The following is a 17304-nucleotide window of genomic DNA, read 5'->3' on the forward strand; positions in this document are numbered from 1 at the left end:
GCGAAACCAGTACCGGAGACGAAGGATGCGCCTGCTTGTATCGATGGTCGCGGCGGCCGTGATGACCACCGGCGTGCTGGCGCAGGACAAAGCGGCGCTGGCCGGTCCCGCGATCACCCGCGCGCTCGCCGATCCCGCCCGCGCGGATCAGGCCGGCGACGATGCCCGTCGGCAGGCGGCGGCGGTGCTCGCCTTCGCCGGCGTGCGACCCGGCGACACCGTCGTCGATTACCTGCCGGGCAGCGGCTATTGGACGCGCATCTTCACCGGCATCGTCGGGCCGAAGGGGCGGGTCTATGCGCTCTGGCCGGCGGCGGGCGCGAAATATGCCGAAAAGAGCCTGCCGGCGCTGAAGGCCCGCGGCCTCGCCAATGTGACGGCGGAGGTGCAGGCGACCGACCTGCCGACCACGCCGCAGCCGGCCGACCTGTTCTGGACCGTGCAGAATTATCACGACATCCCCAACAAGGGCGCGGGCGAGCCAGCGTTGCGGGCGTTCGACGCGGCGGTGTTCAAACTGTTGAAGAGGGGCGGCACCTATGTGGTGATCGACCATGCCGACAGGGCCGGCTCCGGCCTGTCGGGCACCGACACCACGCACCGCATCGATCCCGCCGCGGTCCGCCGTCAGGTCGAGGCGGCCGGCTTCCGCTTCGTCGGCGCGAGCACGGTGCTCGCCAATCCCGCCGACGACCACAGCAAGGCGGTGTTCGACCCCGCCATCCGCGGCAGGACCGACCAGTTCGTCCTGAAATTCCGCAAGCCGTAAGAGCGGCGAACCTCTCGCCCGCGCAATATCCCCAACAAGGGCGCGGGCGAGCCGGCGTTGCGGGCGTTCGACGTGGCGGTGTTCAAACTGTTGAAGAGGGGCGGCACCTATGTGGTGATCGACCATGCCGACAGGGCCGGCTCCGGCCTGTCCGGCACGGACACCACGCATCGCATCGATCCCTCCGCGGTCCGCCGTCAGGTCGAGGCGGCGGGCTTCCGCTTCGTCGGCGCGAGCGCGGTGCTCGCCAATCCTGCGGACGACCATAGCAAGGCGGTGTTCGATCCCGCCATCCGCGGCAGGACCGACCAGTTCGTCCTGAAATTCCGCAAGCCGTAAGAGCGGCGAACCTCTCGCCCGTGCAATGCGTTACCCGGTTTCGATCGGGAGATATGCCAGTGCCGTCATTGACCAGAACGCTTGCCGCCGGTGTCACCGGCGGCCTCGTCGCCAGCCTCGCCATGAACCTGTTCCAGCGGGTTGCGGCGCCGGCGTTCGGGCAGGGGGGCAGCAACGACGATCCCGCCACGGTGAAGGCGGCGGATAGCGTCACGCGGCGCGTCACCGGCGAGGCGGTCACCCAGAAGCATCGCGAAACCGCGGGCAGCCTCGTCCATTACGCGACCGGCGCGGCCTTGGGGGCCGGCTATGCGCTGGCGGCGCGGCGCTGGCCGCAGACCACCGCGGGGTTCGGCCTCGCCTATGGCGTGGCGATCGCGACCCTGCTCGACGATGCGGCGGTGCCGGCGTTCGGCTGGGGACCGGCGCCGACCGACACGCCGCCGGCGACCCACGCCTATGGGCTGGCGAGCCACGCGGTGTTCGGACTGGCGCTGGAGGGGACGCGACGCGGGATCGAGGCCGCGCTGGACTGAGCGCTCAGGTCAGCGACGCGCGCAGCGTTGCCCGCACACCGCGCTCGCGCGGTTCGTATTCGATCATCGATTGCAGGCTCTGCGCCATCGCCCGGATCAGCTTGGTGCCGAGGCCGGTTCCCTTCGGCGCCGCCTCGGCCGCCATGCCGCAGCCGTCATCCTCGACCGCGAGCAGGAACACGTCCGCGCCCTCCAGCGCCAGCATCACCCGGATCTCGCCGCCCGCGCCGGTGGGGTAGGCGTATTTGCAGGCGTTGGTGACGAGTTCGGTGACGATCACGCCGAGCGACACCGCCTTGTCGGTCGGCAACCGGATCGGCTCGGCGGCGAGATGCAGGCTGTGCGGCGCGGAATCGCACGACAGCGTCTCGGTCAGTTCCTCGATCAGTGAGCCGAGATAGTCGCGCATGTCGACGCTCTCGACGTCGTTCGCCGAATAGAGCCGGCGATGCACCTGCGCGATCGCGCCGATCCGCCGCTGCGTGTCGTCGAGCGCGGCGCGCGCGGTCGGGTCGGCGAGCGCCCCCGCCTGCAACCGCACCATCGCCGACACCAGCTGCAGCGAATTGGCGACGCGATGGTTGACCTCGCCCAGCAGCGCCTCGAGCCGGGCGTTGCTGGCGCGCAAATCCTCCTCCGCCCGCGCCTTCTCGCGCGCCAGCCGGCTGCGGTCGAGCACCTGTTCGAAGCTCGCGGTCAGCAGGTCGAAGAAATCCTCGCCGACCGTCTTCACGACGTAATCCGCCGCGCCCGCCTTCAGCGCGGCGACCGCGATCCGGCCCTCGTCCGACCCGGTGACGTAGACGACGGGCGGCGGCGCGGGCAGGGCGCCGAGCCGTTCGAGCGTCTCCAGCCCGTCCATCCCCGGCATGTAATGGTCGACCGCGACGAGGTCGAACGGCTGCGACGCGGCGAGCAATACGCCCTCGCCGCCGCCCTCCGCGGTGGTCACGCGATAGCCGCGCCGGGCGAGCGCGCGCGCCGCCAGCCGGCGGATACCGTCGTCGTCGTCGATGTAGAGTACGCTGGGAAGATCGGTCAGGATCAGTGTTCCTCGACTTCCGGCACCTGGATCACCGACAGGAACAGGCCGAGCTGGCGGATCGCCTGCGCGAAGCTTTCGTAGTTCACCGGCTTGGTGATGTAGACGTTGCAGCCGAGATCGTAGCAGCGCTGGATCTCGATCTTGTCGTCGGTGGTGGTCAGCACGACGACCGGCGTGCGCTTGAGCGGGCTGCCCTCCGCCTTGATCTGCGCGAGGATGTCGGTGCCGCTCATGTCGGGCAGGTTGAGGTCGAGCAGCACCAGCGCCGGGCCGTTCTTGGCCGGGCCGTCCGACGCCTCGAACAGATGGTGCAGCGCCTGCGTGCCGTCGGTGAAATGCCGGATGTCGTTGAGGATGCCGGCACGGCGGATGTTCTTCTCGATCAGCCGCGCATGGCCCTCGTCGTCCTCGATCATGACGATGCCGACGGATTGATGGGCGTTCATGCGTTGCTGTCCTGATGCTCGTAGGTCTTGGGTAGGTTGAGGCGGAAGGTCGATCCGCGCCCCGGTTCGCTGTCGACGTCGATCGTGCCGCCGAGACGATAGGCGAGCGCCCGGACGTGCGCCAGCCCGATGCCCTCGCCCGGCTGGTCCTGCTGGCCCGAGCGGCGGAACAGGTCGAAGATGCGCTGGTGATCGCGCGGATCGATGCCGCGGCCGTTGTCGGCGACCGACAGGATCACGCGGCCGCGCCGTTCCTCGCCCGATACGTGGATCGTGCCGGGGCGGCCGGGTTGCAGATATTTGGTCGCATTCTCGATCAGGTTCGACAGGATCTGTTCCAGCGCCACCCGGTCGGTGACCACGCCCGGGATCGGCCGGCCGATGGTCAGCGTCACGCCGCGATCGTCGAGCAGGTGCCGGATCGACCCCGCGATCGTGTCCGCGACGGCGGCCGGATCGATCGGCTCGGGCGTGATGATGCGTCGGCCCTCGCGCGACAGCTTGAGGATGGCGTTGATGAGCCGGTCCATCTTCTGCGTCGAGGTGCGGATGAAGCGGACCGCCTCGGGCAGGTCCTCGCGCACCGCGAGGCGCGCATCCTCGCCGACGATATGCGGGCATTCCGCCTCCGCCCGGTCGAGCAGCTCGCCGAGCGGCGCGGTAGCGGCGGCGAGTTCGGCGGTGAAGCCCATCACGTTGACCAGCGGCGAGCGCAGGTCGTGGCTGACGATATAGGCGAAGCGCTGGATTTCCTCGTTGGCGCGGCTGAGGTCGGCAGTCCGCTCGTGCACCGTCTCCTCCAGCCGCTCGTTGAAGTCGCGCAGCGAATCGCGCGATCCGGCAAGGTCGCGGGTGTAGCGCATGACGGTCAGCAGCGAGGCGAGCGCGACCAGCACCAGCAGCACCGCGGCGACCGCCAGGATGACGTAGAAGACGCGCACGCTCGCCTGCTGCGCCGCATCGCGCTCGGCGAGCAGCCGGCGCTCCTCGGTCGCCATCCGCTCGAACGCGTCGCGGATCGTCATCAGCCGGCGCACGCTCGCCTCGGTCCGGAACAATGTCGTCGCGGCGTCGATCCGCCCGGCGTCGATCAGCGCGATCGTGCGCGCGCGCTGGACCAGCAGCGCGGCGATCTCGCCGCGCAGGATGCGCAGCGTCGCGACCTGCTGCGGATTGTCGCGCGTCAGCCGCTGCAACCGCTCCAGCGCGCCCGGCAGCGCCGCCGCCCAGCGGCGATAGGCGTCGCGATATTCGGTATTGCCGGTCAGCAGATAGCCGCGCCGGGACGCCTCGCCCTGTTCGATCAGCCGGCGCGCGTTGCTGACCGACAGCTCCACCTCGTAGGTGTGGTTGACCCAGCGGGTGTGGTCCGCGTTGCGCCCCGTCGCCCAGCCCGCGGCGATGCCGGTCGCGACCAGCGCGAGGAAGCCCAGCGCCATGAACGCCACCAGCACGCGGCCGAAGCGGCCTTCCGATACGACCAGCGGATTGGTGACGGTGGTGAGCACGGCGTGGCCTTACGGCAGGGCGTGGCGTTATGCCAGCGATGCCGCACGGCGGCGCAAGGGCCGATCCTACAGCAGCAATTCCTGCGGGTTGCTCCGCCCGACCGCACCGCCGCCGCTGCGCCGGTCCATCTCGGCATTGGCGGTGAAGCGGATGTCGGGATCGCGATCGGTCAGGAACGCCATCAGGCTTTCGTGGTCGAGTTCGCTCCACGCCTTGCCGCGATGCGGGCCGTAGCGCACGCGCGGGATCAGCCCGGGATCGCGCGACCATTCGAGCAATTGCGCGACGCCCGCCTCGTTCAGCTGGTCGCGCAGGTGGTGCGCGGTGACATAGGCGTCGGGAAAGGCGCGATGGACGGGCAGGCCGCGGCTCTGCTCCAGCCCCTCGGGCTTGCGCCAGTAGCGCAGCACCTGGTTGGAAAAGCTCGGGCTGTCCGGCCACAGCCGCAGCGCGCATTTCCACGTGCAGATCCAGTCGGCGCCATGGGTCAGGTTGGCGGTGCAGAATTGCTGTTCGAAATCCGCCCGGTGCGCGGCGAGCGCGACCCGGCGCGGATATGGATCCAGCACGCGGCGCGCGACGTCGTGCCACCATGGCGCATCGGCGACGTCCTCGTCGAGGATATGGTGGATCGCCTGGGTGATCGGCGGGATCGCGCGGCCGGGGTTGACCAGGATCGATCCGCCCTCGCCCTCCAGTTCCCAGCGGTCGCCCTTCAGCGCGACGTCCTGCCAGCCGATCTCGCACACCCCGTGCGCGGGCGGCGCGCTGCCGGTGGTTTCGAGGTCGATGACGCGGATGATCTGGGGGAGGGGACGCATTGTCGGATAAATGGGGGCTGGCGGGCGATTACGCCAGCACAGAGTCGGGCGGTGCGGATCAGCGGAAGTCGTCCTCCGCGTCGACGTCCAGCTCGCGCACGCCGCGGCGCTGGCGGGCGCGATCGACCAGCTTGCGGATGCCCTCGCGCCGTTCGCGCGCAGCCGGCACGTCGCGCAGCACGAAGCTGGCGTTGCCGGTGGTGCGATCGGACGAGGTGATCGTGATCGTGCCGATGTCCGCCATCTGGTTGAGCAGCGAGAAATCGACGCGCACGTCCTTGATCCGGTACAGCTCGATCTCGTCGATCGACTTCATCACCAAGCCGCGGCGTACGATCAGCCGCTGGTCGGTGATCTCATAGGCGGCGCTCATGTTCTGCAGCCAGCGGATCGCGATGATGACCAGCCCGACGCCGATGACGCAGGACAGGATCGTCATCCACCCGAGGAAGCTGCCGAGCAGCCAGCGATTGGTGCTGGACCGGAAGCTGTCGACCGGCCGTTCCGTAGTGTAGCTGCCCACCATGACACCGACCCTATCCGGCCGGCGGAGCGTGTCAATCACGTGCAACACCCGATGCGGCGAGCTCCGCGTCGATCGCCGCGAGCAGGGCGTCGAGCGCCGCCTGGTCGCCCGCCTCGGCGCGCGCGGTCAGCACGTCCTGCGTGTTCGACGCGCGCAGCAGCCACCAGCCCGCCGGCGTCGTCACCCGCACGCCGTCGATTGCCACCACCGCGACGCCGCGTGCCTCCAGCCGCGCGCGCACCTCGTCGATCACCGCGAACTTGCGCGCCGGATCGACCGGAAAGCGCAGGTCCGGCGTGTTGACCAGCGGCGGCATCGCCGATCGCAGCTGCGTCAGCGACCGGCCCGACAGATGCACCGCGCGGATCAGCTGCACCGCCGCGTAGAGCGCATCGTCGAACCCGTACCAGCCGCCGTTCGCGCCCGCGCCGAAGAAGATGTGGCCGCTCAGCTCGCCCGCGATCGGCGCGTCGTGCGCCAGCATCGCCTCCTTCATCAGGCTGTGGCCGGTCGCGCCCATCACCGGCGTGCCGCCCAGTTCGGCGATGCGGTCGAAGACGAATTGCGAGGTCTTCACGTCGGCGACGACGGTTGCGCCACGCAACTCGGCCAGCACCGGCACGATCAGCAGGCTGAGCAGCTGGTCGCCCCACAGCACGCGCCCTTCGCCGTCGACCGCGCCGATCCGGTCGCCGTCGCCATCGAAGGCGATGCCGAAATCGAGGCCCCTGTCGCGCACCAGCGCCTTGAGATCGGCGAGGTTCGCCTCCTCGGTGGGATCGGGGTGATGGTTGGGGAAGCGGCCGTCGACGTCCGCGTAGAGCAGGTGGTGCTCGCCCGGCAGCTGCGCGACCAGCCGTTCGACCGCAGGGCCGGCGGCGCCGTTGCCGCAGTCCCAGCCGATCCGGAACGTGCCGCCGGCATAGCCCGCCAGCAGCCGCCCGACATAGGCTTCGCATATCGCGACGTCGGTCACCGTGCCGGCGCCGTCGCTCCAGTCGCCCGCGGCGGCGATCCGGGCGAGATCGACGATGTCGGCGCCGTAGAAGGAGCGGTGGCCGAGCACCATCTTGAAGCCGTTGTCGTCGCGCGGATTGTGGCTGCCGGTGACATGCACGCCCGCGTCCACCTCCAGCGTCGCCTCGGCATAATAGAGCATCGGGGTGGGGCCGATGCCGATCCGCACCACGTCGACGCCGCCGGCCGCCAGCCCCGCGACCAGCGCCGCCTCCAGTTCGGGCGAGGACAGCCGTCCGTCGCGACCCACTGCGATGCGGGTGCCACCCGCCTGCCGCACGCGGGTGGCGAAGCTGCGCCCGATCGCGACCGCGTCGGCGGCACCCAGATTGCGGCCGGTCGTGCCGCGGATGTCATATTCCCGCAGGATCGCGGGCGACAGGGCGTGCGCCATCAGCCCCGCCGCAACGTCCCGAGCAGCAGGTCGCGCGCCGCGTTGATCTCTGTGCTGCGTTCCGCCGATCCGCCGCGGTCGGGATGGACGTCGGCGAGCAGGCGGCGGTGCGCGCTGCGGATCTCGCTCTCGTCCGCCGTCGCGCCGACGCCCAGCACCTGCCGCGCGCGCTGCGCCGCATCCGGCTTCAGCCGTTTGGGGGCGGGCTTCAGGTAACGCCACGCGAGCCAGATCAGCCCGATGGCGATGATCCACTTCATGCGGCGACTTGCGGGGCGGGGGCTTCGGGCAGTTGCAGCGCGCTCATCATCTCGCGCAATTCCTGGCGCGAGGCGACATGGCCGAGGCCCATCGCGCCGAATTCCTTCGAATCGATCATCGTCAGCCCGGCGGGGAACAGCTCGCGATAGATCACGCGCTCGCCGAGGCCCGGAATGATGCGGAAGCCGACCCGCTTGGCGAGCTGGCCCAGCGCATCCGACACGCGGCGCATGTTGCGCGCCTCGATATGCTGCAACCGGTTGCGCAGCACGACCCAGTCGATCTGCGTCCCGTCGGCGCGGGCGCGCTGCTTGCGCGCGTCCCAGATCAGCTCCGAATAGAAACTGGGGCGGGTGACGTTGAACGTCTCCGGATCGACCTGTCCGATCAGGTCGAAATCGACGAAGCTGTCGTTCATCGGCGTGACCAGCGTGTTCGACAGCGCCGCCGCGGTGCGGGCGAAATGGTCGTCGCGGCCGGGGGTGTCGACGATCAGGAAATCGGCGCCCTCGCTCAGCCGCGCCCATTTTTCCTCGAACACCTCTTCGCTGACGCCGTCGTGGGTCTCGTGGACCGGCATCGGCAGCACGCTGCCGGTGCGCAGGATCGTCGCGGCGCGGTTGTCGAGATAGCGGCCGACGGTGCGCTGGCGGTGGTCGAGGTCGAAACAGGCGACCTTCGCCCCCTTGGCGGCGAGCGCGATCGCGACGTGCACCGCGGTCGTCGACTTGCCGGTGCCGCCCTTTTCATTGGCGAAGACGATAACGTGTGGCCCAGCGGGCCGGAGGACATGTGGCCCTTCGGGCACGGTTCGTTCCTTATCGATGGGTTGCGGCTTGCCCGCTCTCGTCCCTCTCCATAGAAGCCGCGCGCTCAATGTTCGAGGGGTTAAACGTGCAGACGGTTCGGGACTTGCAGGGCTTGCGCGACGCCGTGGCCGCGTTCCGGGCGGAGGGCGCGGCGATCGCGCTCGTCCCGACGATGGGCGCGCTGCACGCCGGCCATATGGCGCTGGTCGAGGCGGCGCGCCGGCCGGGGACGAAGGTGATCGCCTCGATCTTCGTCAACCCGAAGCAATTCGGCCCCGACGAGGATCTCGGCCGCTATCCGCGGCGCGAGGCGGCGGACGCGCGATTGCTCGCCGAACATGGCTGCGACCTGCTGTGGCTGCCGCCGGTCGAGGTCATGTATCCCGACGGTTTCGCGACCAATATCAGCGTCTCCGGCGTCAGCGACGGCTTCGACGGCGCCGCCCGCCCGGGGCATTTCGACGGCGTCGCAACCGTCGTGACAAAGTTGTTCGGCCAGACCAACGCACACATCGCCTATTTCGGCGAGAAGGATTTCCAGCAGCTCGCCGTCATCCGCCGCTTCGTTGCCGACCTCGACCTCGATATCGAGATCGTCGGCGTGCCGACGCAGCGCGACGACGACGGCCTCGCGCTGTCGTCGCGCAACATCTACCTCGACGCGGACGAGCGGGCGAAGGCGGTGGCCCTGCCGCGCGCGCTGGGCGTCGCGGCGCGGGCGATCGGGCGTGGCGACGATCCCGATGCGGCGCTGGCGGAGGCGCGCGCGACGCTGCATGCAGCGGGATTCGACGTCGATTACGTTGCGCTCGCCGATGCGGAGACGCTGGCGGAGCATCCCGCGCCGGACCGCCCGCGCCGGCTGCTCGCGGCGGCACGGATGGGATCGACGCGGCTGATCGACAATATCGCGATCGAGCCAAACCATTGATTAACGAGGCTTTGGCGGCGTTAACCATTCTGTAGGCGAATCGGCCCACTGTGGCCCCATGAATATTGGGGGCAGACGATGGCAAACAGCTTCAAGAGTGCGCAGTTTCTCCTAGACAGCCGGATCGCGGACGCGATGCGGGGCCGACCCGAAGCGCTGTTCGATCTGGGCGTCTGCTATCAGACCGGGACCGCGGGGGCGGGGATCGATCTGATCGAAGCGCACAAATGGTTCAACCTCGCCGCCGTCGCCGGACTGTCCGAAGCCGCCGATGCGCGGGCCGAGGTCGCCGAGGACATGACCGCCCGCGAGATCGCCGAAGCGCAGCGCGCCGCGCGCGCCTGGCTCGGCATGACGCAACGCCGCGCGGCGTAACCGCTTTCCCGTGAAGCGCGCCAGCGGCTGAGCAAGTCCGTCATCCCTGCGGAGGCGGGAGCCCGGACGCGCTGACGTTCCGGCTCCATCGCGACCGCTGCGCGTCTGGATCCCCGCCTCCGCGGGGAGGACGATCAGGGGGAAGGTGGCCGCTACTCCGCCGCCTTCGTCTTCGCCGGCGCCTTCTTCGCCGCGGGTTTCTTCACGGCCGTCGCCTTTGCCGCCGGCTTCTTCGCCGCGGCCTTTTTGGCCGGTGCCTTCTTCTTTCCCTTCGCCGGTGCCGCCGCCGCGCGATCGTCGATCAGCTGCGCCGCCTCTTCCAGCGTGAGCGCGTCGGGCGTGATCGATTTCGGCAGGGTCGCATTGGTTTCGCCGTCGGTGACGTACGGGCCGTAGCGCCCCTCCATCAGCCTGATCTCGAGTTCGGTGCGCGGGTGCTTGCCGAGCTCCTTCAGCGGCGCCCGTGCCGCGCCGCGCGCCGGGCGCCCGCCGCCCGCGGCGGCTTCGGCGAGCTTGACGACGGCGGCGTTCATCCCCGTCTCGAACACGTCGGCGGTCGATTGCAGCCGGGCATATTTGCCCGCATGCGCCAGATACGGCCCGTAGCGCCCGATCGACGCGGTGATCGGCTCGCCCGTTTCCGGATGCGTCCCGATCGTCCGCGGCAGGCTGAGCAGCTTGAGCGCCCATGCAAGGTCGAGGTCGCCCGGCAAGTCCTTGGGGATCGACGCACGCTTCGCCTCCTTGCCCTCGCCGAGCTGGATGTACGGGCCGAACCGCCCCGACTTGCGCTCGACCTCGAGGCCGGTCGCCGGGTCCTTGCCGAGTCCTTCGGGGCCGCTGTCCTCCCCCTCTTCGCCACCCGGCTGCGCGAAGCGGCGGGTGTATTTGCATTCGGGGTAATTGGAGCAGGCGATGAACGCGCCGAACTTGCCGCCGCGCAGCGCGAGCTTGCCCGCCTCGCACTTCGGGCACAGCCGCGGGTCGGTGCCGTCGCCCTTGTCGGGAAACAGATAGGGCGCGAGGAACTGGTCCAATTCCGCGGTGATCGCGGAGGGCTGTTGTTCCATCACCTCGGACGTGCGCGGCTTGAAGTCGCGCCAGAACGCCTCGAGCACCGCCTGCCATTGCGCGCGGCCACCGGAGACGTCGTCCAGCTCCTCCTCCAGCTCGGCGGTATAGTCGAACCCGACATACTTCTCGAAGAAGCGTTCGAGGAAGGCGGTGACCAGCCGGCCGCTTTCCTCGGCGAAGAAGCGGTTCTTTTCGACGCGGACGTAATTGCGGTCCTTCAGCGTCTTGATGATCGAGGCATAGGTCGACGGGCGGCCGATGCCGAGCTCTTCCATCCGCTTGACCAGCGACGCTTCGGAGAAGCGCGGCGGCGGCTGGGTGAAATGCTGTTCGGCGTCGACGCTCTTCTTGGCCGGCGCATCGCCCTCGCGCAGGCGGGGCAGGCGGCGCGCCTCCTCGTCCTGCGAATCGTCCGACCCTTCCTCGTACAAGGCGAGGAAACCGGGGAAGAGCACGACCTGCCCGGTCGCGCGCAGCACGTTGCGCCCGGTGCCGTCCGCCATCTCGATCGTCGTCCGCTCCATCCGGGCGGAGGCCATCTGGCTGGCGAGCGCGCGCTTCCAGATCAGCTCGTACAATCGGCCGTGGTCGCCCGACCCGGCGCGATCCCTGGAGAAATCGGTGGGACGGATCGCCTCGTGCGCTTCCTGCGCATTCTTCGCCTTGGTCTGATACTGGCGCGGCGAATCGGGGACGTAGCTCGCATCGTAGCGATTGGCGACCGCCAGCCGGGCGGCCGAGATGGCGCTGCCGTCCATCTGCACGCCGTCGGTCCGCATATAGGTGATCGCGCCATCTTCGTAGAGACCCTGCGCGATCCGCATCGTGTGATCCGCGGAGAAGCCGAGCTTGCGCGCCGCCTCCTGCTGCAGCGTCGAGGTGGTGAAGGGCGGCGGTGGGTTGCGCGTCGCCGGCTTGGTCTCGACCGTCTGGACCGAGAAGCGGCCGTCCTCGACCGCGGTCTTCGCCTTCAGCGCGTCGCCCTCATTGCCGATCGACAGCCGGTCGAGCTTCTTGCCGTCCCATTGCACCAGCCGCGCGACGAAGGGCGTGCCGTCCTGCTCCATCGCGGCGGTGACCGACCAATATTCCTGCGGGCGGAAGACGTCGATCTCGCGTTCGCGCTGGACGATCAGGCGCAGCGCCACCGACTGGACGCGGCCGGCCGACTTGGCGCCGGGCAGCTTGCGCCACAGCACCGGCGACAGCGTGAAGCCGACCAGATAATCCAGCGCCCGCCGCGCGCGATAGGCGTCGATCAGGTCGGTATCCAGCTCGCGCGGGTGCTGCATCGCCGTCGTCACCGCCGCCTTGGTGATCGCGTTGAAGGTCACCCGCTGCACGTCCTTCGGCAACGCCTTGCGATTGCGCAGCACCTCCTGCACGTGCCAGCTGATCGCCTCGCCCTCGCGATCCGGATCGGTCGCCAGGATCAGGCGGTCGGCGGTCTTCGACAGGTCGGCGATCGCCTTCAGCTGCTTGGACTTGTCCGCGTAATTCTCCCACTCCATCGCGAAGCCCTCGTCGGGATTCACCGACCCGTCCCGCGCCGGCAGGTCGCGGACGTGACCGTAGGAGGCGAGGACGCGGAAGTCCGGGCCGAGGTACTTTTCGATGGTTTTCGCCTTGGCGGGCGATTCGACGATGACGAGCTGCATGGCGGCGGTTAGGGTCCTTACGTGTACGCGCGAGGGTGGAAAGCCCGACGGGCGGCTGTCAACAATGATGGCAACGGGGGTTGGCCAATGATGTGGGGTGCGACGAGCCGGGTACGCAAGGCGTGCCGGATGGGGGTGCGATGATCGCCGGATCGCACGATACCGGGCGCGACCGGCAACAGCTGGAACGGCTGACGTTCTTTTCCGACGCGGTCTTTGCGATCGCGATGACGTTGCTGGTCGTCGAGGTGAAGCTGCCGCACCTGCATCACGCCACCGGCCCCGAACTGGGGCAGGCGCTGTGGAGCCTGCTGCCGAACTATATCGGGTTTCTGGTCAGCTTTCTGGTGCTCGGCCGGTTCTGGCTGGTGCATCATGAGGTGATGGGCCTGCTGCGCGCCGCCAACCGGCGGCTGACGACGGTCAACCTGCTCCTGTTGCTCGCCGTCGCCTTCATGCCGTTTCCGACCGCGGTCATCAGCGAATATGTCCAGCTGCGCGTCGGCATCGGCTTCTACACCGGCTGGCTGATCGTGCTGGGCCTCGTCAACCGGCAGCTGATCCATAGCATCGTCGCATCGCCCGAGTTGCTCGACGACGGGGTGAGCGTCAAGGACATGCGGCCGATCCTGCGGCGCAGCTGGATCTCGATCGCGATCGGGGTCTGCGCGTTCGCGGCCGGCATGGTGACATGGGTCGCGGCGCTGGTCGTGCTGACGATCGGCAGCCCGATCATCGCGACGCTGGTCGGACGCCGTGCTGCACGCCAAGATGCGACCGCATAGGACGGCCTAGAACGTCAGGCTGACCCGGCCGCCGGCGTGGCGTTCCAGCCGGCCGGCCAGCTCCAGTTCCAGCAGCACGGTCTGGAGGATCGCCGGGGCGGCGTGGCTCTGGCGGATCAGTTCGTCGACGCCGACCGGCACCGGCCCCAGCAGCCCGGTGATCCGCGTCCGGTCGGCATCGCTCGCATCGGCGGCGGGCGGCGGATTGCCATAGGCCGGCGCGGGCGTAAGGACGCTGCGCGGGTCGATCGGGCGGAGCTGTTCGAGCACGTCGGCGGCGGTCTGGATCAAGGTCGCGCCCTCGCGGATCAGCAGGTTGCACCCTTGCGCACGCGGATCAAGCGGACTGCCCGGCACCGCCATCACCTCGCGCCCCGCCTCGGTCGCCAGCCGCGCGGTGATGAGCGAACCCGATCGCGGCGCCGCCTCGACCACCACAGTGCCCAGCGCCAGCCCGGCGATGATCCGGTTGCGCGAGGGGAAATGCCGGGCGAGCGGCTGCGTGCCGGGCGGCTGTTCGGCGATCAGTAGTCCGTCGGCGGCGACCTGTTCCTGCAGCGCGGCGTTTTCGGGCGGGAAGACGACGTCGACGCCGCTGGCGATGACGCCGATCGTCCGCGGCAGGGCGCCGACATGCGCCGCGGTGTCGATGCCGCGGGCAAGGCCGGAGACGATCGTCACTCCCTCCGCCGCCAGATCGTGACCCAGCGTCCGCGCGAAGCGGCAGGCCGCGGCCGACGCATTGCGCGCGCCGACGATGGCGACGGTCATCGCCCGGGTGAGCGACAGGTCGCCGCGCACGATCAGGGCGGGCGGCGCGGTGTCGAGTTCGGCGAGCAGCGGCGGGTAATCGGGATCGTCGAGGAACAGGTAGCGCGCGCCGAGCCGCTGCGTCGCCGCCATCTCGCGCGCCACCGCGCCCGCCTCCGCCAGCCGCGGTGGCGCGCCGCCGCCGCGCCGGGCCAGCGTCGGCAGCATCTCGAGCGCCGCCTCCGCGCTGCCGAAACGGGCGACCAGCTGGCGATAGGTGACGGGGCCGATCCCGCCGGTGCGGATCAGGCGCAGGCGCGTCGCGTCGCGGTCAGCCATCCGGCAGGGCGTCCGCGTCGGCGGAATCCCCGCTGTCCTTCGCGCCGCCGATGCGCGGTTCGGTGCCGTTCGCCAGCCGCTCGATATTGTCGCGATGCTTCCACAGCACGATCGCCGCCAGCGCGAGCACCAGCATGACGAGGTCGAACCGCCCGAACAGCGCGCCGCTGACCGGGGCGCTGACCGCCGCCGCCATGCCCGCGACCGAGGAGATGCGCACGCCGGCGAGCAGGCCGATCCAGACCAGCGCATAGACGAGGCCCATCGGCCAGTGCAGCGCGAGGACGATCCCCATCATCGTCGCGACGCCCTTGCCGCCCCGGAAGCGCAGCCAGACCGGATAGCAATGGCCGACGAACGCCGCCGCCGCCGCGATCATGCCGTCGCCGGGGAACAGCCACTCGGCCAGCCACACCGCCGCGGCCCCTTTCAGCAGGTCGAGCAGCAGCGTCGCCGCCGCCAGCCCCTTGCGTCCGGTCCGCAGCACGTTGGTCGCGCCGATATTGCCCGACCCGATGCTGCGCAGGTCGCCCGCGCCGGCGACGCGCGTCAGGATCACCCCGAACGGGATCGAGCCCAGCAGATAGCCGAGCAGCAGCGCACACGTCGGTGCGATCCAGAGAATCTCGGTCTGCAAGCCAGCCCCTTCCGCAGCACACCATAGCGGGTTCGATACGGCTGCGCCAATGCCCGTGCAGCAACTTCGGTCAAGATCGCCGCATCATCGACGGTGGACAACACACATGCGCGGACTAGAGCCGACACGATGGAAGCAAGCCCGATCCTGTTCTTCGATTCGGGCGTCGGCGGCCTGTCGGTCGTCGCGCCGACGCAGGCGCTGATGCCCGCCGCGCTGATCGTCTACGTCGCCGATTCCGCCGGCTTCCCCTACGGGACCAGAAGCGAGGCGGAGATCGCCGCGCGGGTGCCGGCGCTGCTCGGCCGGCTGGTCGAGCGTTTCGCCCCGCGGCTCGTGGTGATCGCGTGCAATACCGCCTCCACCATCGCGCTGCCGGCGGTGCGCGCCGCGCTCGACGTGCCGGTGGTCGGCACGGTGCCGGCGATCAAGCCCGCCGCGCAGGCCAGCCGCAGCCGCGTGATCGGCGTGCTGGGGACGGAGGCGACGGTGCGCCAATCCTATGTCGACGATCTGGCGCAGCGCTTCGCGGGGGATTGCACCGTGCTGCGCCACGGTTCGGCCGAACTGGTGCAGCTGGCCGAGGCGACGCTCGCCGGGCGCCCTGCTGATCCCGCCCGCTACCGTGCGGTACTGGCGGGGCTGTTCGACCAGCCGGGCGGCGACCGGATCGACGTGATCGTCAACGCCTGCACCCATTTCCCGCTGGTCGAGGCGGAACTCGCCGCCGCCGCGCCGCCCGGCATGCGCTTCGTCGATGGCGGCCCGGGGATCTCGCGCCGAATCGCCTTCCTGACGCAAGGGCAGGACTGGCCGGCCGGCGCGCCGCGCCATCGCGCGGTGTTCACCCGGCTGGGGGATGCGGAGCGCGCGCTCGTCCCGGCGCTGGCCCGCTACGGAATCGATACGCTGGAGGCGCTGTAAGCGTTTGGCCTGCGGGCAATGCGGGCGGGGTGGGACAAAATGCCCAAGCCGATCGATCACCCTGAGGACTTTTATCCACTGGCAAGCGGTCGCCCGCGCAGTTACATGGCGTTTCCATGAGCAGCGACGGCACGGACGTGCGCGTGGATTATACGCGTGTCTTCACCCAGGCGATCGATCGCCTCCATGCCGAAGGCCGGTACCGGGTCTTCATCGACATCCTCCGCAACAAGGGGATGTTTCCCAACGCGCGCTGCTTCGCCGGGCATAACGGGCCCAAGCCGATCACCGTCTGGTGTTCCAACGATTATCTCGCGATGGGCCAGCATCCCAAGGTGATCGAGGCGATGGAAAAGGCGCTGCACGACGTCGGCGCCGGCTCCGGCGGCACCCGCAACATCGGCGGCAACACGCATTACCATATCGATCTGGAGCACGAGCTCGCCGACCTGCACGGCAAGGAATCGGCGTTGCTGTTTACCAGCGGCTACGTCTCGAACGAGGCGACGCTGTCGACGCTCGCCAAGATCCTGCCCGGCTGCGTGATCTTCTCCGACGAACTCAACCATGCCTCGATGATCGCGGGGATCCGCAACGCGGGCTGCGAGAAGCGCATCTTCCGCCACAACGACCTTGCGCACCTCGAGGAACTGCTCGCCGACGAGGACCCGTCGGTGCCGAAGCTGATCGCGTTCGAGAGCGTCTATTCGATGGAGGCCGACGTCGCGCCGATCGTCGCGATCTGCGACCTCGCCGACAAATACAATGCGCTGACCTATCTCGACGAAGTCCATGCGGTCGGCATGTACGGCGCGCGGGGCGGCGGCATTTCCGAACAGGAAGGCGTCGCGCACCGGCTGACGATCATCGAGGGGACGCTGGGCAAGGCGTTCGGCGTGATGGGCGGTTATATCGCTGCCGACCAGACGATCGTCGACGTCATCCGCAGCTACGCGCCGGGCTTCATCTTCACGACCTCGCTGTCGCCGGTGCTGGTCGCCGGCGTGCTGGCGAGCGTCCGCCACCTGAAGGCGTCGAGCGTCGAGCGCGAGGGGCAGCAGGCGTCGGCGACGTTGCTCAAGACGATGCTGGACGAGGCCGGCCTGCCGGTGATGCTGGGCGAGACGCATATCGTCCCGATCCTGGTCGGCGACCCGGTAAAGGCGAAGCGGATTAGCGACATCCTGCTCGCCGAATACGGCGTCTACGTCCAGCCGATCAATTATCCCACGGTGCCGCGCGGCACCGAGCGACTGCGCTTCACGCCGGGGCCGAGCCATACGCCAGCGATGATGCGCGAGCTGACCGATGCGCTGGTCGAGATCTGGAGCCGGCTGGAACTGCGCAAGGCCGCCTGAC

At 69.4% G+C, this 17304-nt stretch carries 19 protein-coding genes; 8 read left to right on the forward strand and 11 right to left on the reverse strand.

What is annotated here, in order from left to right; translation table 11 throughout:
- The first annotated feature begins 25 nt into the window (after positions 1–25).
- From B2515_RS05300 to B2515_RS05310, 3 genes are read left to right on the forward strand one after another with little or no spacing between them, the layout of a single operon-like run.
- Positions 26–769: a class I SAM-dependent methyltransferase gene (locus B2515_RS05300; RefSeq protein WP_293874561.1), complete on the forward strand. Its 744-nt coding sequence runs from the start codon at positions 26–28 to the stop codon at positions 767–769.
- 57 nt (positions 770–826) lie between these two features.
- On the forward strand, positions 827–1108 hold the full coding sequence (locus B2515_RS05305; protein ID WP_414711362.1) for a hypothetical protein: 282 nt from the start codon (positions 827–829) through the stop codon (positions 1106–1108).
- Positions 1109–1167: 59 nt separating this feature from the next.
- Positions 1168–1644: a DUF1440 domain-containing protein gene (locus tag B2515_RS05310; protein ID WP_414711363.1), complete on the forward strand. Its 477-nt coding sequence runs from the start codon at positions 1168–1170 to the stop codon at positions 1642–1644.
- A gap of 4 nt (positions 1645–1648) precedes the next feature.
- On the opposite strand, the gene B2515_RS05315 is transcribed toward B2515_RS05310, so the two are convergent.
- The 8 genes from B2515_RS05315 to B2515_RS05350 form a co-directional block, all read right to left on the reverse strand.
- Complete coding sequence (locus B2515_RS05315; RefSeq protein WP_293874645.1) at positions 1649–2692, reverse strand: histidine kinase dimerization/phosphoacceptor domain -containing protein; 1044 nt, start codon at positions 2690–2692, stop codon at positions 1649–1651.
- Positions 2689–3135 (reverse strand): response regulator, encoded by a 447-nt coding sequence (locus B2515_RS05320; protein ID WP_293874565.1) that lies wholly within the window; start codon positions 3133–3135, stop codon positions 2689–2691. The genes B2515_RS05315 and B2515_RS05320 overlap by 4 nt, the downstream gene beginning before the upstream one ends.
- Positions 3132–4574, reverse strand: a complete 1443-nt coding sequence (locus B2515_RS05325; RefSeq protein ID WP_414711364.1) for a sensor histidine kinase — start codon at positions 4572–4574, stop codon at positions 3132–3134. The genes B2515_RS05320 and B2515_RS05325 overlap by 4 nt, the downstream gene beginning before the upstream one ends.
- Positions 4575–4709: 135 nt before the next feature.
- Positions 4710–5465, reverse strand: a complete 756-nt coding sequence (locus tag B2515_RS05330) for an exonuclease domain-containing protein (protein WP_293874569.1) — start codon at positions 5463–5465, stop codon at positions 4710–4712.
- A 58-nt stretch (positions 5466–5523) separates the two neighbouring features.
- Positions 5524–5991 (reverse strand): PH domain-containing protein, encoded by a 468-nt coding sequence (locus B2515_RS05335; protein WP_293874571.1) that lies wholly within the window; start codon positions 5989–5991, stop codon positions 5524–5526.
- Positions 5992–6022: 31 nt separating this feature from the next.
- Positions 6023–7402 carry a phosphoglucomutase/phosphomannomutase PgmG gene (gene pgmG / locus B2515_RS05340; RefSeq protein ID WP_293874573.1) on the reverse strand — a complete coding sequence of 460 codons (1380 nt, stop codon included), beginning with the start codon at positions 7400–7402 and terminating at the stop codon, positions 6023–6025.
- The gene (locus B2515_RS05345) at positions 7402–7662 is read right to left on the reverse strand and encodes a J domain-containing protein (RefSeq protein WP_293874575.1); all 261 of its coding nucleotides are present in this window, start codon (positions 7660–7662) and stop codon (positions 7402–7404) included. The genes pgmG and B2515_RS05345 overlap by 1 nt, the downstream gene beginning before the upstream one ends.
- Complete coding sequence (locus B2515_RS05350) at positions 7659–8471, reverse strand: division plane positioning ATPase MipZ (RefSeq protein WP_293874577.1); 813 nt, start codon at positions 8469–8471, stop codon at positions 7659–7661. The genes B2515_RS05345 and B2515_RS05350 overlap by 4 nt, the downstream gene beginning before the upstream one ends.
- Positions 8472–8557: 86 nt before the next feature.
- On the opposite strand from B2515_RS05350, the gene panC reads away from it, so the two are divergent.
- Together panC and B2515_RS05360 are read left to right on the forward strand one after the other, a co-directional pair.
- Positions 8558–9403 (forward strand): pantoate--beta-alanine ligase, encoded by an 846-nt coding sequence (gene panC, locus B2515_RS05355; protein ID WP_293874579.1) that lies wholly within the window; start codon positions 8558–8560, stop codon positions 9401–9403.
- Between the two features lie 78 nt (positions 9404–9481).
- The gene (locus B2515_RS05360; protein WP_293874580.1) at positions 9482–9778 is read left to right on the forward strand and encodes a hypothetical protein; all 297 of its coding nucleotides are present in this window, start codon (positions 9482–9484) and stop codon (positions 9776–9778) included.
- A 152-nt stretch (positions 9779–9930) separates the two neighbouring features.
- Here the strand turns inward: B2515_RS05360 and topA are convergent, their stop codons facing one another.
- The gene (gene topA, locus B2515_RS05365) at positions 9931–12510 is read right to left on the reverse strand and encodes a type I DNA topoisomerase (protein WP_293874581.1); all 2580 of its coding nucleotides are present in this window, start codon (positions 12508–12510) and stop codon (positions 9931–9933) included.
- Positions 12511–12650: 140 nt separating this feature from the next.
- Between topA and B2515_RS05370 the strand changes: the two genes are divergently transcribed.
- The gene (locus B2515_RS05370) at positions 12651–13295 is read left to right on the forward strand and encodes a TMEM175 family protein (protein WP_293874582.1); all 645 of its coding nucleotides are present in this window, start codon (positions 12651–12653) and stop codon (positions 13293–13295) included.
- Positions 13296–13301: 6 nt separating this feature from the next.
- Here the strand turns inward: B2515_RS05370 and dprA are convergent, their stop codons facing one another.
- Both dprA and plsY read right to left on the reverse strand, forming a co-directional pair.
- Positions 13302–14384: a DNA-processing protein DprA gene (gene dprA, locus B2515_RS05375; protein ID WP_293874583.1), complete on the reverse strand. Its 1083-nt coding sequence runs from the start codon at positions 14382–14384 to the stop codon at positions 13302–13304.
- On the reverse strand, positions 14377–15021 hold the full coding sequence (gene plsY / locus B2515_RS05380) for a glycerol-3-phosphate 1-O-acyltransferase PlsY (protein WP_293874584.1): 645 nt from the start codon (positions 15019–15021) through the stop codon (positions 14377–14379). The genes dprA and plsY overlap by 8 nt, the downstream gene beginning before the upstream one ends.
- Positions 15022–15150: 129 nt before the next feature.
- Here plsY and murI point away from each other — a divergent pair, with 129 nt between their 5' ends.
- Positions 15151–15945 carry a glutamate racemase gene (murI, locus tag B2515_RS05385; RefSeq protein ID WP_293874585.1) on the forward strand — a complete coding sequence of 265 codons (795 nt, stop codon included), beginning with the start codon at positions 15151–15153 and terminating at the stop codon, positions 15943–15945.
- 116 nt (positions 15946–16061) lie between these two features.
- Entirely contained in the window at positions 16062–17303 is a 1242-nt protein-coding gene (gene hemA / locus B2515_RS05390; RefSeq protein WP_293874586.1) for a 5-aminolevulinate synthase, read from the forward strand.
- Position 17304: the final 1 nt, after the last annotated feature.

The sequence above is a fragment of the Sphingomonas sp. UBA978 genome, assembly GCF_002292295.1.
In the GTDB taxonomy this organism is placed as follows: Bacteria; Pseudomonadota; Alphaproteobacteria; order Sphingomonadales; family Sphingomonadaceae; genus Sphingomonas.